Source organism: Streptomyces pilosus, assembly GCF_014649835.1.
Lineage (GTDB): Bacteria > Actinomycetota > Actinomycetes > Streptomycetales > Streptomycetaceae > Streptomyces > Streptomyces pilosus.
In genome coordinates this window covers 569,328-583,254 of sequence record NZ_BMTU01000002.1, presented here as the reverse complement: position 1 = coordinate 583,254, position 13,927 = coordinate 569,328, and the positions used below count along the sequence as shown (strand labels likewise).

General features: G+C 72.2%; 16 protein-coding genes. 8 read left to right on the top strand and 8 right to left on the bottom strand.

Annotation, left to right across the window (positions count from 1 at the left end):
* Positions 1–44: 44 nt before the first annotated feature.
* The 3 genes from IE118_RS07615 to IE118_RS07605 form a co-directional block, all read right to left on the bottom strand.
* Positions 45–428, bottom strand: a complete 384-nt coding sequence (locus IE118_RS07615; protein WP_189556711.1) for a gas vesicle structural protein GvpA — start codon at positions 426–428, stop codon at positions 45–47.
* A gap of 231 nt (positions 429–659) precedes the next feature.
* A complete protein-coding gene (locus IE118_RS07610) occupies positions 660–929 on the bottom strand; it encodes a hypothetical protein (RefSeq protein ID WP_189556709.1) in 270 nt (89 codons plus the stop codon).
* 101 nt (positions 930–1,030) lie between these two features.
* A complete protein-coding gene (locus tag IE118_RS07605; RefSeq protein WP_189556707.1) occupies positions 1,031–1,426 on the bottom strand; it encodes a helix-turn-helix transcriptional regulator in 396 nt (131 codons plus the stop codon).
* Between the two features lie 240 nt (positions 1,427–1,666).
* On the opposite strand from IE118_RS07605, the gene IE118_RS07600 reads away from it, so the two are divergent.
* A complete protein-coding gene (locus IE118_RS07600; RefSeq protein ID WP_229846697.1) occupies positions 1,667–2,140 on the top strand; it encodes an STAS domain-containing protein in 474 nt (157 codons plus the stop codon).
* An 86-nt stretch (positions 2,141–2,226) separates the two neighbouring features.
* On the opposite strand, the gene IE118_RS07595 is transcribed toward IE118_RS07600, so the two are convergent.
* Entirely contained in the window at positions 2,227–3,402 is a 1,176-nt protein-coding gene (locus tag IE118_RS07595; RefSeq protein ID WP_189556702.1) for a PP2C family protein-serine/threonine phosphatase, read from the bottom strand.
* A gap of 266 nt (positions 3,403–3,668) precedes the next feature.
* On the opposite strand from IE118_RS07595, the gene nadE reads away from it, so the two are divergent.
* The 4 genes from nadE to IE118_RS07575 all read left to right on the top strand — a co-directional run bounded on the left by nadE (position 3,669) and on the right by IE118_RS07575 (position 7,999).
* Positions 3,669–4,496, top strand: a complete 828-nt coding sequence (gene nadE / locus IE118_RS07590; RefSeq protein ID WP_306430386.1) for an NAD(+) synthase — start codon at positions 3,669–3,671, stop codon at positions 4,494–4,496.
* Between the two features lie 330 nt (positions 4,497–4,826).
* The gene (locus IE118_RS07585; protein WP_189556700.1) at positions 4,827–5,840 is read left to right on the top strand and encodes a BtrH N-terminal domain-containing protein; all 1,014 of its coding nucleotides are present in this window, start codon (positions 4,827–4,829) and stop codon (positions 5,838–5,840) included.
* 75 nt (positions 5,841–5,915) lie between these two features.
* Positions 5,916–6,350 (top strand): VOC family protein, encoded by a 435-nt coding sequence (locus IE118_RS07580; RefSeq protein ID WP_189556698.1) that lies wholly within the window; start codon positions 5,916–5,918, stop codon positions 6,348–6,350.
* A 137-nt stretch (positions 6,351–6,487) separates the two neighbouring features.
* The gene (locus tag IE118_RS07575; RefSeq protein WP_189556696.1) at positions 6,488–7,999 is read left to right on the top strand and encodes an MFS transporter; all 1,512 of its coding nucleotides are present in this window, start codon (positions 6,488–6,490) and stop codon (positions 7,997–7,999) included.
* Positions 8,000–8,049: 50 nt separating this feature from the next.
* Here IE118_RS07575 and IE118_RS07570 read toward each other — a convergent pair whose 3' ends face one another.
* The 3 genes from IE118_RS07570 to IE118_RS07560 all read right to left on the bottom strand — a co-directional run bounded on the left by IE118_RS07570 (position 8,050) and on the right by IE118_RS07560 (position 9,854).
* Positions 8,050–8,442: a VOC family protein gene (locus tag IE118_RS07570; protein ID WP_189556694.1), complete on the bottom strand. Its 393-nt coding sequence runs from the start codon at positions 8,440–8,442 to the stop codon at positions 8,050–8,052.
* On the bottom strand, positions 8,439–8,741 hold the full coding sequence (locus IE118_RS07565) for an ArsR/SmtB family transcription factor (protein WP_189556693.1): 303 nt from the start codon (positions 8,739–8,741) through the stop codon (positions 8,439–8,441). The genes IE118_RS07570 and IE118_RS07565 overlap by 4 nt, the downstream gene beginning before the upstream one ends.
* Positions 8,742–8,813: 72 nt before the next feature.
* The gene (locus IE118_RS07560; protein WP_229846696.1) at positions 8,814–9,854 is read right to left on the bottom strand and encodes an amidohydrolase family protein; all 1,041 of its coding nucleotides are present in this window, start codon (positions 9,852–9,854) and stop codon (positions 8,814–8,816) included.
* Positions 9,855–10,196: 342 nt separating this feature from the next.
* Here IE118_RS07560 and IE118_RS07555 point away from each other — a divergent pair, with 342 nt between their 5' ends.
* The 3 genes from IE118_RS07555 (at position 10,197) to IE118_RS07545 (ending at position 13,082) form a co-directional block, all read left to right on the top strand.
* Positions 10,197–10,628 carry a nuclear transport factor 2 family protein gene (locus tag IE118_RS07555; RefSeq protein WP_189556689.1) on the top strand — a complete coding sequence of 144 codons (432 nt, stop codon included), beginning with the start codon at positions 10,197–10,199 and terminating at the stop codon, positions 10,626–10,628.
* Between the two features lie 102 nt (positions 10,629–10,730).
* Positions 10,731–12,260, top strand: a complete 1,530-nt coding sequence (locus tag IE118_RS07550; protein WP_189556687.1) for a fused MFS/spermidine synthase — start codon at positions 10,731–10,733, stop codon at positions 12,258–12,260.
* A gap of 117 nt (positions 12,261–12,377) precedes the next feature.
* Complete coding sequence (locus IE118_RS07545) at positions 12,378–13,082, top strand: DinB family protein (RefSeq protein WP_189556685.1); 705 nt, start codon at positions 12,378–12,380, stop codon at positions 13,080–13,082.
* A gap of 42 nt (positions 13,083–13,124) precedes the next feature.
* Here IE118_RS07545 and IE118_RS07540 read toward each other — a convergent pair whose 3' ends face one another.
* Positions 13,125–13,862 (bottom strand): VOC family protein, encoded by a 738-nt coding sequence (locus IE118_RS07540; protein WP_189556683.1) that lies wholly within the window; start codon positions 13,860–13,862, stop codon positions 13,125–13,127.
* Positions 13,863–13,927 lie beyond the last annotated feature (65 nt).

Below are 13,927 nucleotides of genomic sequence, written 5' to 3'. Positions count from 1 at the left end.
ACGGTCGCGCCGCCCCCGAGTGCGGGCCGGTGGGTTCCGGCTCCTCAGCCGCCGCGGGGACCGCCCTTCTGCCTCGATTCACCGCGGGCCTGCTGGAAGGCGTCCGAGATCGTCTGCGCGGCCCCGGAGAGGACTCCCTTGGTCATGCCCTGCGCCCCGGACTCCTTGAGCTTGGAGGGGAGTTCGGTCAGCCCGGCCGGTTTGCGCGGTCCGGCCTCCAGGTCGAGACGGTTGCACGCCTCCGCGAAACGCAGGTACGTGTCGACGCTGGCCACCACGATCCGGACGTCGATCTTGAGTATCTCGATGCCGACCAGGGAGACCCGTACGAAGGCGTCGATCACCAGTCCTCGGTCGAGGATCAGTTCCAGCACGTCGTACAGGCCGCTGGAACCTCCCCCACCTCCTTGCTGCGCGACCACCGTCATGTGCCGAACCCCTTCCCCAACTCGTGTGTTCCCGGAAGAGGCCCAGACCCCCGACCACCGTCGGCGCAGCGCCACTTCGTGTGAACAACCGCCCTGTCCTACGCTTCGTCTAACCCGTAGCCGGGCGCTCATGCCCGAGGGGGCGCCCCCGGGAAGGCGGTGAGGCGTTCCGGCGGTCGCCCCGAGGCCTGTCCAGGCCCCGCGTCCCCGGCATGATCAGCCGGACGGGCCTCAGCGGGTGGGCCGGAGGCTGCGGCGCCGGATGCCCACGGTCCGGGCGGTCACGGCGACGGCGAGCAGGGTGCAGGCCACGGCGCTGTACGCCCATCCGGTCGCGCCGCGCGCCAGTCCCACGATGCTCCACACCGCCCACAGCGCCAGCACCACGCACAGCGCCAGCGAGGAAATGTCGATCACGCGTGCGCGCAACGCGGCGCGCTGCCGCGTGCCGGGTTCAAGATCACCGAGCTCCCCGCCCTGCTGCGTCCGGCTCACTTCCATGGTGTGTCTCCCCTCGGGCTCCGCCCGTCCAGTCGTCGAGGATCTATCGACTACCCCTGGTCGGGCGGACCAAGCGATGGGGGCCATGCGGGAGTTGGTGTTCAGGGCGTACGGTCGGACGTCGCCGTGGCGGGCGGTCCGCCCTGGCCGGGTCCGTGCTCCTGCGGGAGCTGGTCGCTCAGCTCCCTGGCGCGGTCGGTCTCGTCCGCGACGAGCCAGGACAGCAGCGAGGCGACGGTCAGTCCTGCCTCCGCGGGGTGACGCAGCACTTTGCCGGGTTTGATCTGGTACGTGTTGGTTCGGCCTTCACGGGTGTGGGACAGGTATCCGTCCCGCTCCAGGTCGGAGATGATCTTCTGCACCGCGCGTTCGGTGAGCCGGCAGTGGGCGGCGATCTCGCGGATGCGGGCACTCTGGTTGTCGGCGATGACTGCCAACACACGGGCGTGGTTGGTCAGGAACGTCCATCCGGTGTGTGGCTCGGGCACTCCATCCATGCTCCGACTTTACCGACCCACTGTTCATGCAATCAAAAACACGTACTACAGTTCCTGCATCAGTCGGTGTCGGGTGCGGGGAGGCGATCTGGAATGGAGACGGGCCGTCCTGAGGGGTCGAGGGTGACTCGGCCGGGGCCTGCGCCCTCCGCACGGTCACGCGGCGGGGAGAACGGGGACCGTGCTCGGCGCACCGGTGCGCGGCCGGCCCTGCCGCCGTGCCTGGCGACGGTCGACGTCATGCCGGACGGGGACCGGGTGCGTGTGACGGTGCGGGGCGAGCTGGACTTCGAAGCCCAGCACCTCCGCTACGAGCTCCACGAGGCGCTGCGCAGCTCGGGCACCGGCGTCGACCTGGACCTGAGCGGGGTCTCCTTCTGCGACTGCTCCGGGCTGAGCGTGCTGCTCGACGCGCGGCAGCGGGCCCTGGGCCTGGGCAGGACCGTCACCCTCCGCGCGAGCAGCCCCGCGGTCGAGCGACTGCTCGGCCTGATCGGGGCTCAGGATCTCTTCGCGCCCCCCACCGTGGACGCCTCGGCCACGGGGACCACCGGGCACCGTGATACGGATCCGTGGGACGGGGAGCGGGCCCGGGGCGAGGCCGCGCCGCTGCGGCAGGTGGTGCCGAGCCGGTGGAAGGCCGCCGTCACCACGTCGGACGCGGGAGCACCGGTCGCCGTCAGGCGGGCGCGGGTCCCGGCGGGCTCGGGCTGACCCGGTCCCGCGGGCCGGGGCTCGGCGGTCCGCCGTCCGCGCACCCGCGTCCCGGGTGCCGGTCGCCGGTCGCCGCCGCCGGTCCGTCAGCGCTCCGCAGGTCTTCGGCGTTCTCCGTACCAGTCGAGGATCAGGACCGTGGCGTCGTCCCTCAGGTTGCCGTGGCAGGCCTTGAGCACCGCGGCGGTCAGACCGCGGACCGCCTCCCGCGGGTGCTGCCGGCGGGTGTCACGGACGAGGGCGGGCAGGTCGACGGCCGCGGCACCGCGCTCCTGCATGCCGTCGGTGAGCAGGACCAGGCGGTCCCCGGGCCGCAGTTGCAGCTCCTGCAGGCGGTAGGGGGTCGGCGCCACCACCCCGAACGGCAGGTTGACGGAGAGCGTGACCTCCTCGACGGTGCCGTCGCGCAGCAGCAGGGGACGGGGATGGCCGGCGTTGACCAGTTCGCACAGGCCCGTCTCCAGGTCGACACAGAGCAACTGGCCGGTGGCCAGGCCGCGGCTGTGGCGCAGCAGGGCCTGGTGCGCGTGCTCGGCCTGCAGGAGGGCGTCACATCCGCTGCGGCGGGCCCGTCGCAGTGCGCCGACCAGCAGGGTGGCCAGCAGGGCGGAGTTCGTGTCGTGGCCCATGGCGTCCGTGACGGACAGGTGCAGGGTGTCCCGGTCGAGGGTGTAGTCGTAGGTGTCGCCGCCGATGTCGTCCGCCGGGACGAGCCCGGCGGCGAGAGTGAACTGGGCCGCCTCGCAGCAGGGGGCCGAGGGAAGCAGCTGGTGCTGGATCTCCGCGGCCAGACTGGTCTCGGTGGTGCGCCGGCCCAGGTGGTAGAGGTCGGTGAAACGGCGGTCCGTGACGATGATGTAGGCCAGCGCGTGCGCGGCGTCGCGGACCTGCCGGAGCACCGTGTCGTCGGCGGACTGCAGGCTCACCTCCAGCACTCCGATGCAGTCGCCCCGGTTGGTCACCGGTGTGATGACGCGCCGTCCCCCCTGGCCGTCCGGCTCCACCAGCTGACGCTGGCTCTGCAGCACACGGTCGTACACACTGCCCTGCAGGTCCACCGGCTCGTCGGGCTCCGCGACGTCGGCGCCGGGCGCGTTCAGCCGAACCAGCCGCTGGCCGACGAGGTCGACGAACAGGAACGACACGCGCGCCGCACCGAAGCGCTTCTGCAGATCGTGCGCCACCACACCCACGGACTCTCCGGGCGGTGCCGCCTCCGCAGCGGCCAGCAACTCGCCCAGCTCCACATCTCCACCCTTCACAGGGACCTCCCATCAGGTGCCGCATCTTTTTCCCCGGGATCGGGCGGCATCACCTGGGTTGTCCTTCTTACCTGGTCGGAGCGGGGGCGCGGGGGCGCGGTGAGGAGACACCGCGGCCCGGCGGTCCGACGGCGCCACCCGGCCGGCGTGCCGCGTCCGCGGCCGGCGGGTCGCGAGTACCGTCACTCCCCTGCGGATTCACCGGGCGGCTCCCGGGTAGGCGAATCCGGTCAGCACATCGGGACCCAGAACAAGGAGCAGCGGACTTGAGCGAGTCGGCCATCGCCCTGCAACAGGAGATCGCCCGGGAACTGGGTGTCGACCAGACCTTCGATGCCGAACAGGAGATCGAGCGCCGGGTGGCCTTCCTCACCGAGCGGCTCACGTCGACCGGCCTGCGCGCCCTGGTGCTCGGCATCAGCGGTGGCGTGGACTCCACCGTCGCCGGCCGGTTGTGCCAGCTCGCCGTGGAACGGGCGCGCGCCGCCGGACACGAGGCACGGTTCTACGCCATGCGTCTGCCCTACGGAATCCAGGCCGACGAGGGGGACGCCCAGCTGGCCCTGTCCTTCATCCGGCCCGACCGCGTCCTGACCGTGGACATCAAGCCCGCCGGCGACGCGGCGCTGGAGGACCTGCTGGCCGCCGGAGTGACCTTCCGCGACGCCCGCCACCAGGACTTCGTGCACGGCAACATCAAGGCACGCCAACGCATGATCGCCCAGTACGCGGTGGCCGGCGCGCACGACGGGCTGGTGGTCGGCACGGATCAGGCCGCCGAGGCGGTCACCGGTTTCTTCACCAAGTTCGGGGACGGCGCCGCCGACCTGGTCCCGCTGACCGGCCTGACCAAACGCCGGGTACGCGCCCTCGGGGACGCCCTCGGCGCCCCCAGCGGCCTGGTGCGCAAGATCCCCACCGCCGACCTGGAAAGCCTCGACGCCGGCAAGGCCGACGAGGACGCGCTCGGAGTCACCTACGACGCCATCGACGACTTCCTCGAGGGCAAGCCCGTGGACCGGCAGGCCTTCGACACCATCGTCGAGCGCTACCGCCTCACCGACCACAAGCGCCGGCTCCCCGCCGGTCCCTGAGACCGGGCAGGGCCCGGAGTGGAGCGTCGGGCAGGCCTTGCACCTGCATTTCCCCGCGGGAAGCGGGACGTCTTTCCTTAGACGACCAACGCACGGCCGACGCCACCGCCGGAGCGGCCCGCGCCTTCCACGACCACTATGCCGCCGTCGCGACCGCGGCGCCCGCGGGGACCGCCATCCGGGGCCGCGGGCGACCGCGGCCGACGTAGAGTGCCCACGGTCAGGTTCCGCGGAGCGGTCGGGGCGGCCCCGCGGAAGGGCGCCGCGCGTCCCGCCCGGCGCGGCGGGTCGCACCGGTCCGCACCACCGTCCCGGTCAGGGGGACCCGGCATGACGAAGGTGAGCGGCATCGACGCGCGCGGTGCGCAGCACTGCGAGACGACGACGCTCGGCGTACTGCTGCGGCACCAGGGCCTCGACTTGTCGGAGCCGATGCTCTTCGGCCTGGGCTCCGGTCTGTCCTTCGTCTACTGGGACGGCAAGAACATGCCGTTCCCCTTCCTCGGAGGACGGGTCAAACCCTTCGAGCTGACGAGGAACCTGGCCGGGGCACTGGGGCTGGACCTGCGGGTCGAGGAGACCACCTCCCCGCGCAGGGCGTGGAAGAACGTGACGGCCGCCATCGACTCCGATCACCCCGTCGGACTCCAGCTCGACAGCTACTACCTCGACTACTTCGGGACGCCGGTGCACTTCGGCGGTCACATGGTCGCCCTCTACGGCTACGACGAGCACAGCGCACAGCTGGTCGACACCGAGCAGCAGGGCGGAGCCGTGTCGACCGGTCTGGCCGGCCTCGCCCGGGCCAGGGCCGCCCGCGGTCCGATGACGGCCCGGAACCGGTCCTTCACCCTCACCGTTCCCGAGCGTCTCCCCGGCCCCGAGCAGCGGATCGTTCCCGCCATCACGGCCTGCGCCGACGCCTTCCTCGACCCGCCCATCGCCAACCTCGGTCACCGGGGCATCGAGAAGGCCGGCAAGCTGGTACGAACGTGGCTCCGGCGGTCGGAGGACCCGCGGCGGGACCTGCCGCAGGCCGCCCTGATGATGGAGCGGGCCGGCACGGGGGGCGCCCTGTTCCGCAATCTGTACCGCGACTTCCTCGGCGAATGCACCCACCTGCTCGACAGCGGCCCCCTGCGCACCGGCCACCGCCTGTACGGCGAGGCCGCCGCCCTGTGGACGGAGGTCGCGGCACTGATCACCGAAGCCGGTACGGAAGGCGACGAGGAGCGCCTGCTGCGGGCCGGCGCCGTCCTCGGCGACCTGTCACGCGTGGAGCGCGAGGCCATGCGGGCGCTGAGCCGCCTGGGCAGGGACGACCCGGGGACGACCGGTCCCTGACACCGCGGGCACCACCACAACACGCGGCTCCACAGGGGCACATGGGACCGGGCGGCGCCCTGCTATCGTGCGCCGATGTCATCGATCAAGCAGTTCCAGGTCACCTTCGACTGCGCGGAACCCGAGCGCGTCGCCCGCTTCTGGTGCGAGGTGCTGGGCTACGTCGTACCGCCGCCGCCGGAGGGGTTCGCCTCGTGGGACGACTTCGATCGCTCCCTGCCGCCCGAGCGGCAGGGAGCGGCGTTCGCCTGCGGCGATCCCTCGGGTGTGGGCCCGCGCCTGTTCTTCCAGCGCGTCCCCGAGGGGAAGGTCGTCAAGAACCGGGTGCACCTCGACGTGCGCGTCGGCACCGGACTCGTGGGGGCCGAGCGGCTCGCCGCGCTCGAGGCGGAAAGCAAGCGCCTGGTCGCGCTCGGCGCGGTACAGGAGCGCGTCCTGCTCGCCGACGAGTACAACGAGTCCTGCATCGTGATGCGGGACGTCGAGGGCAACGAGTTCTGTCTCGACTGAGCGTCCCCGTCGGCACGGCTCGCGTCTGCCCGGGCGGAAGCCCGGGGACGGCCTGACCCATTTGCGGGCCGGGGGGTGTGCTCGCGGCCCGGCCGGGGAACCTGTCCGCCCGGGCCGGGCCTGCGAGAGGACTCCATGTGACCACGTCAGAGGCCGGCGACCGGGAGCCCGGCGCCGGTGGGGACGACTACCAGCCGGACCCGCACCGGTGGCGGGCCCTCTGGGTCACCCTGGTCGCCGGATTCATGAGTCTGCTGGACGTCACGATCGTGGCGGTCGCCCTGCCCACCATCCAGGACGACCTGCACGCCACCCCCGCCCAGGTGCAGTGGGTGGTCTCCGGCTACTCGCTCACGTTCGCCCTCGCCCTGGTCACCGCCGGCCGGCTGGGCGACGCACTGGACCGGCGCCGCATCTTCCTGCTCGCCCTCTGCGGATTCGTGGTCTTCAGCGCGGCCTGCGGGGCCGCGCCCACCATCATGCTCCTGGTCGTCGCCCGCCTCGCCCAGGGCCTGGCGGCAGGCTTCATGGCACCCCAGAACTCCGCGCTCATCCAGCAGCTGTTCCGTGGCGCGGAACGCGGCCGGGCCTTCGGCTACTTCGGTGCGACCGTCGGCATCTCCTCCGCCTCCGGCCCCATCATCGGCGGCACGATCCTCGCGCTGGCCGGCGACGAGGCGGGCTGGCGCTGGGTCTTCTACGTCAACGTCCCCATCGGCATCCTGGCCGTGCTGCTCGGACGCAGGCTGCTGCCCCGCACCCGGCGCTCCGGCCGAGGACACGTGGACGTGCCCGGCGTGCTGCTCCTCGGCCTCGGAGTGTTCGCGTTCATGTACCCCCTGGTGCAGGCGGAGTCCGGCGGACTGAGCCGTCTGTGGTGGATGTTCCCCGTCGGCGCCCTCGTCCTCACCCTCTTCGTCCGCCGGCAGCGCCGCCTCGTCGCCCGGGGAACACAACCGCTGCTGGACCCGCGACTTTTCACCACGGTGCGCGGCTACGCGGTCGGCGCAGGCGTCGGCACGCTCTACTTCCTCGGGTTCAGCGGTGTCTGGCTGGTCTTCGCACTCTTCTACCAGCACGGCCTGGACTTCTCGCCGCTGCGGTCGGGGCTCGCCGTCACCCCCTTCGCCCTCGGCTCGGCCGGGGCGGCCGTGGTCTCGGGCCGGCTGGTGGACCGGTTCGGCCGCCTGCTCACCGTATGGGGGCTCGCGGGCGTGCTCGTCGGGCTGGGCTCCACCGCCCTGCTGCTGCGCTTCGCGCCGTTGGACATCGCTCCCTGGATCGCCGCCCCCGCCCTGTTCATCGGGGGTGTGGGCGGCGGATTCGTGGTCTCCCCCAACATCACCATGACCCTGCGGGACGTACCGGTGCGGATGGCGGGCGCGGCGGGCGGCGCCCTGCAGACCGGGCAGCGGCTCGGTGCCGCGGTGGGGACCGCCGCGCTGCCGGGCCTCTTCTATCTCGTCCTGGGCACGACCGACGACTACCGGGTCGCCCTCGGCGTCGCGCTGGGCGCCGCCCTCACCACGATGCTGACGTCCCTCGCCCTGGCGACGTCCGACTGGTGGCGCGACCGGCGCTCGCGCTCACCGCACCGGAAGTGCCCCGATGAGGTCGCGAACAGTCCGGTGCACGCCCGGCAGAACTGACCGGTGCTGCGGAAGGGTGGTCCGCCCCGGGGGTCCGATGGGTGCGCGCGCTAGCGCGACGGGGTGACGAGCTGGATCAGATTCCCGCAGGTGTCGTCGAGAACGGCGGTCGTCACGGGCCCCATCTCCAGGGGCTCCTGCGTGAAGCGCACCCCGCGGTCGCTCAGTCGCGCGTACTCCGCGGCGACGTCGTCGACCTCGAACTGGGCGAGCGGAATGCCGTCCGTGACGAGCGCGTCGCGGTAGGCCTTGGCCGCCGGGTGGCCGACGGGCTCCAGGAGCAGTTCGGTGCCGTCCGGCTGCTCGGGCGACACGACCGTCAGCCACCGGTCCTTCTCACCCACCGGGACGTCGTGCTTCTTCACGAAGCCGAGGACCTCGGTGTAGAAGCGCAGGGCCTCCGCCTGGTCGTCGACGAAGACGCTGGTCAGGTGAATCCTCATGGTGTGCTCTCCTCAGGACCGGACGGGCCGGGCAGGGGCCACCGCTCGGCGATCTGCCGCAGCGGGGCCGTGTTCAGGTCATGGAACTTGTAGCGGCCCTCCCGCCGCGTCTCGACCAGCCCCGCGGCCTCCAGCACGGCGAGATGCTGGGAGACCCCCTGACGGGAGATCGCGATCTGATGCCTCATGGCCAACCGCGAGCAGATCTCGAACAGGGTCTGTCCGGACTTGTCGGCGAGCTCGTCGAGGATGACGCGGCGGGTGGGGTCGGCCAACGCTTTGAACAGGTCTTCGGCCACACCTCACTATAGGCAAGTGCTCACTTGCCTATCAAGTCCCGTCGCGGAACGACTGACCGGCCGGCGCGTCGTCTACTGCCGGGTCGCCTGGGGCCTCGCGCCCGCGGAGCCGGTGACCGGTACGGCGGGGGCGCCGAGTGCGGGCATGAGCCGTCGTGCGTTGCCGTGGTAGATGCCGCGGCGCTGGTGCTCGGTGAACGCGTGGTCGCTTGCGACGGCCGGCATCGTGTGTTCGGTGATGATCTCCGCCGAGGCGGCGGGCCAGTCCGTGCCGAAGAGGATCCGGTCGGCGCCGGCCGTCTCCACGAGGGTGCACGCCGGAGCGAGCGGGCCCGCGGTGTCGTAGTAGAAGCGGTGGAGGGCGTCCCGCACCCGGCCCGGGTCGAGGGCTGGCGTGCAGTGGTCGCCGAAGGCCTCAAGGCGGGTGGCGATCTGCGGGAGGAATCCGCCGGCGTGCGGCAGGACGACCGACAGCCGGGCGTACCGGTCGAGTGTTCGCGTGCGGATGAGGTTCACCGCCGCGCGCGTCGTGTCCAGAAGGAAGTCGCACATGAAGTTCGGGACCCCGGCGACGGTGGGCGCTCCCGGTGGCTTTCCGGGAAGGTCGAGCGGGTGGGTGAAGAGGACGGCGGAACGTTCGTCGACTTCGGCGAGGAAGCGGTCGTACGAGGGGTCGCCCAGGTAGACGCCGTCGTGGTTCGCCTTGACGCTCACTCCGACGGCGCCGAGGTCGTCGTAGGCGCGCTCGAGCGCCCAGGTGGTGACGTCCGGGTGGTCCAGGGGAGCCGGGCAGAGGAGGGCGAAACGGCCCGGATGCCGGTGCGTCAGGCCGGTCAGCGCGTCGAAGAGGACCGACAGTCCTTCCCTGGCCTGCGCCGCGGAGCGGTAGCGGTCCTGCATGGTGGGGTTGAGCACGGCGGTCGCGATTCCCGCCCGGTCCATGAGAGCGAGGGTGGCGTCCTCGTCCCAGCGCGCCCACCAGAGCAGGTCCTCCTCGCGGACCACCCCTGCGCGCTCCGCCCACTCCACCCATTCCGGGGCGGTGTAGTGATGGTGGACGTCGATCTTCCCCGCCCGTCCGGAGTTGTCACCCGGGTCTCCCCCGCCGGGCATGTCCCCTCCCCCGGCGGGGGAGACCCGGGGAGGCAGTGTGGTGCCGGCTGTGGAGGCCAGGGCCCCGCCGGCTATGAGCAGACCACGCCGGCTCAAGGGCCGGCTCGTTTTCGACATCCGCATGTCCCTTCGTGACGCCGGCGTTCCGGCACTCCAGGGTGACCCGCCCGCGGGAGTACGGGCCTGCCGGGAGACGCCGCCGGTGGGACGAATTGCGCCGGATGGAGCAGAGGGGCGCCGCCGGAGCGGCGCGGCGCTTTCCGCACGCCTCTGTCGCTCGACAGGCCGACATGATAGTCATGAATATGACTACTCAGATTGATGACTAGGGAAGGGTGACGCGTGGACACCTCCGAGCGTTTCCGTGCGGCCGTCGACGACCGGGACCTGGCGGCCCTGGGCGACCTGCTGACCGACGACATCCGCCTCTACAGCCCCGTCACGTTCACCCCCTTCGAGGGCAAGCCCGCCGTGCTGGGGCTCTTCGGGGTCCTGCTGCGGACCTTCGAGAACTTCCGCTACATCGGCCACTTCACCGGCACCGCGCAGACCGGTACCGACGCCACCACCGCACCGTCCGCGGTGCTTCTCTTCCGTGCCGAAGCGGGCGGGAAGGAGATCCACGGCATCGACCTGCTGCACTTCGACGACGACGGCCGGATCAAGGAGTTCACCGTCATGGTGCGGCCCCGGTCCGCCGTCCACGCCCTCGGCGAGGCGGTCCTCGCCGGTCTGGTCGCGGACGGCCTGGCTCCGGGACCGGCCCGGTCCTGAATTCGGCCGCCGAGCCGGCCGCCCACCTGGCCGCCCAACTGGCCGCCGCCCGCGGGAGCCTTGGGCCGACGCCTCGCCGAACCGGCCCAGCCGCGTGCGAGGATGACGCCCGTGACCGGATCGACTCCCCCACGTGTCGCCGAAGGCCCGTCCCGTGACCGCGGCTTGGGTCCACGAGGTGCCGCCGTGCTCGTCTTCGGCTCCTCGGCCGCGGTCCTGGTCGTCGAGATCGTCGCCCTGCGGCTGCTGGCCCCCTACCTCGGCCTCACCCTGGAGACCAGCACCCTGGTGATCGGCATCGCGCTCACGGCGATCGCCCTCGGCTCCTGGCTGGGCGGGCGTGTGGCGGACCTGGTCAGCCCCACTCGGCTCCTGGGCCCGGCGCTCGGCATCTCGGGAGCGGTCGTCGCGCTCACCCCCGCGGTGCTGCGCACCACCGCGGAAGGGGTACGGCCGCTGCTGCTGCTGATCGCCGCGCTGACCATCCTCGTGCCGGGGGCACTGCTGTCCGCGGTGACGCCGATCGCGACCAAGCTGCGCCTCACCAGCCTCGCCGAAACCGGGACGGTCGTCGGCCGGTTGTCCGGTGTCGGCACGGTCGGGGCGATCTTCGGCACCGTCTTCACGGGTTTCGTCCTCCTGTCGCGACTGCCGGTCAGCACCATCCTGATCGGTCTGGGCGCACTGCTGCTGGTCGGCTCGGCGCTGGTGGAGTGGCGTACGCGCGGCTGGAGCGGAACACCCGCCCTGGCCCTCGTGGTGGTGGCCGGCGGCGTCGGCACGACGGTCGCGCCCGGTGCCTGCGACACGGAGACCCGGTACCACTGCGCGCGGGTCGTCGCCGACCCGGACCGGGACAGTGGCCGCGTCCTCGTGCTGGACGGGATACGTCATTCCTACGTCGACGTCGAGGACCCGACGTTCCTGGAGTTCACGTACGTGCGCGCCGTCGCGGCGGTGGTGGACTCCGCGTTCGCGGAGGGTGAGCCGCTCGCCGCCCACCACCTCGGCGGCGGCGGACTCACCCTCCCCCGCTACCTCGCCGCGACGCGGCCCGGCACCCGCAGCCTCGTCTCGGAGATCGACGACGGGGTCGTGCGCATCGACCGCGAACAGTTCGGCCTGCGCCCCAAGTCGGGTGTCGAGGTGCGCGCCGAGGACGGCAGGCTGGGCCTGCGGCGACTGGACACCGGCAGTCGTGACCTCGTCGTCGGCGACGCGTTCGGCGGCGTCAGCGTCCCCTGGCACCTCACCACGGCCGAGGCGATGACCGACGTGCGACGGGTGCTCGACGAGGACGGCCTCTACGTCGCCAACCTCATCGACCACGGCGACCTGGCCTTCGCGCGGGCCGAAGCGGCCACGCTGCGCGCGACGTTCGCGCACGTGGCACTCCTCGGCGAGCCCGCCGACATCGGACTCGCCCCCGCCGGCGGGTCCAGGGGCGGCAACCTGGTGGTGGTCGCCTCCGACCGGAGGGTCGACCTCCGCGCGGTCCAGAAGGCACTGGACGCCAGGGACACCGGCTGGCGGATCGCCACAGGGGACGACCTGACGTCCTGGATCGGCGACGCCCCCCTGCTCACCGACGACTACGCACCCGTCGACCAGCTCCTCCAGCCCTACGGGTGACGGGAGGAACACCGCGGGCCCCCGCAGGGAATAGTCCCTCGCGCCCCCGTGCGGCGAGCCGCTATCTTCCGCGTGGGCACAGCGGACACACCGGCCGGGGCGACGGGAGAACGGGACATGGCGGCTTCACACGCGGGGGGAGACCGACTGGGCCTCCTGCTGGAGCAGTTCGACCAGGCCAGGGAGATGGCGCGGGTTCGGCTGGCGGGTCTCGGTGACGAGGAGTACCTGTGGGAGCCGGTGCCCGGTTGCTGGTCGGTCCGGCGCCGGGACGAGGCGACGACGCCGAGGGCGTTCGGACCGGGCGAGTGGGTGCTCGACCTCGGCGCGCCGGACATCCCGGCGAGCGAGTACGCCGAGGTCGCCCGGCAGGCCGCCGGCGGCATGAGCGTCGACAGGATCGCCGCGGACTGGAGCGTGAGCGTCGCACGCGTCGAGGAGGTCCTCGCCCACACCGGGGCGGTGGAGCCCGACGATACGGCGGTGACGACCATCGCCTGGCGGCTGGGGCATCTGCACTACGCGTTCGCGGGCAGCTGGGAGTGGACCTTCGGTCCGCGGCGGCGGGACCCGAAGCTGATGGTCGACTTCACGCCCTCCGCCGCGTCGGCGCTCGAGGGGTTCTGGGCGACGGTCGACCGCTGGCGGGACAGCGTCGCCACCGTCACCGAGGAGCAGCTCGACACGGTCGGCCTCTCGCAGTATCCGTACGGTTCCGACCCCGACGAGCCGTACGTCTCCGTACTGTCGGGCGCCAACCTGGAGTTCATCCATCACATGGCCGAGGTGGCGCTGCTCCGCGATCTGTGGCGGGCGCGTTAGGTGTCTTCCGGGTGAGGCGGCGTGCCGCGGGGCGCGGGACGGTCAGTGGGCGAGGACGCAGAACTCGTGACCCTCGGGGTCGGTCAGGCACGTCCACGGGACGTCGCCCTGGCCGATGTCCAGGTCGGTCGCGCCGAGGGTCCGCAGCCGGGCCACCTCCGCCGCTCCGTCGTCCCCCCGGTACGGCAGGAGGTCGAGATGGAGGCGGTCGGGCACCGTCTTCACGCCGGGTGTGCGGAGGAACTCCAGGTAGGGGCCGACGTCGTCGGCGGAGCGCAGGGCCGCACGGTCGTCGGTCACCTCGTGCCGGTTCCAGTCCAGTGCCTCGCCCCAGAACCGTGCCATGGCCCGTGGATCCGCGCTGTCGACCACCACACGGGCGATCGGCCCGGTGTCCCGGTAGGTCTCCCGGGGTTCCAGCACGCAGAACTCGTTGCCCTCGGGGTCGGCGAGGACCGTCCACGGCGCCGGTCCCCGGCCCACGCGGGCGGGTGTCGCACCGCACTCCCGCAGCCGCGCGACCAGCTCCGCCCGGTGGGCTGCGGACGTGGTGGCGAGATCGAGGTGCATACGGTTCTTGGCCGCCGTCTTCGGTTCCGGCACGGGCACGACGTCGATGCCGACGGCGGCCGGGTTCGGCCAGACGAGGCCGCCGGGCGGGCCGACGTAGGTGGTCACGCCGGCGCTGTAGGCACTCCAGCCGAGTGCCCGCGCCCAGAAGTCGCCGACCGCCTCGGCGTCGAGGGCCTTGATGTTCACGTGCACCGGGCGCAGCGGCATGCCGGCGATCCTATGACGTCCGCCGGACGCGCAGTACGCCGGTCAGCAAGGGCAGGGTGAACTCG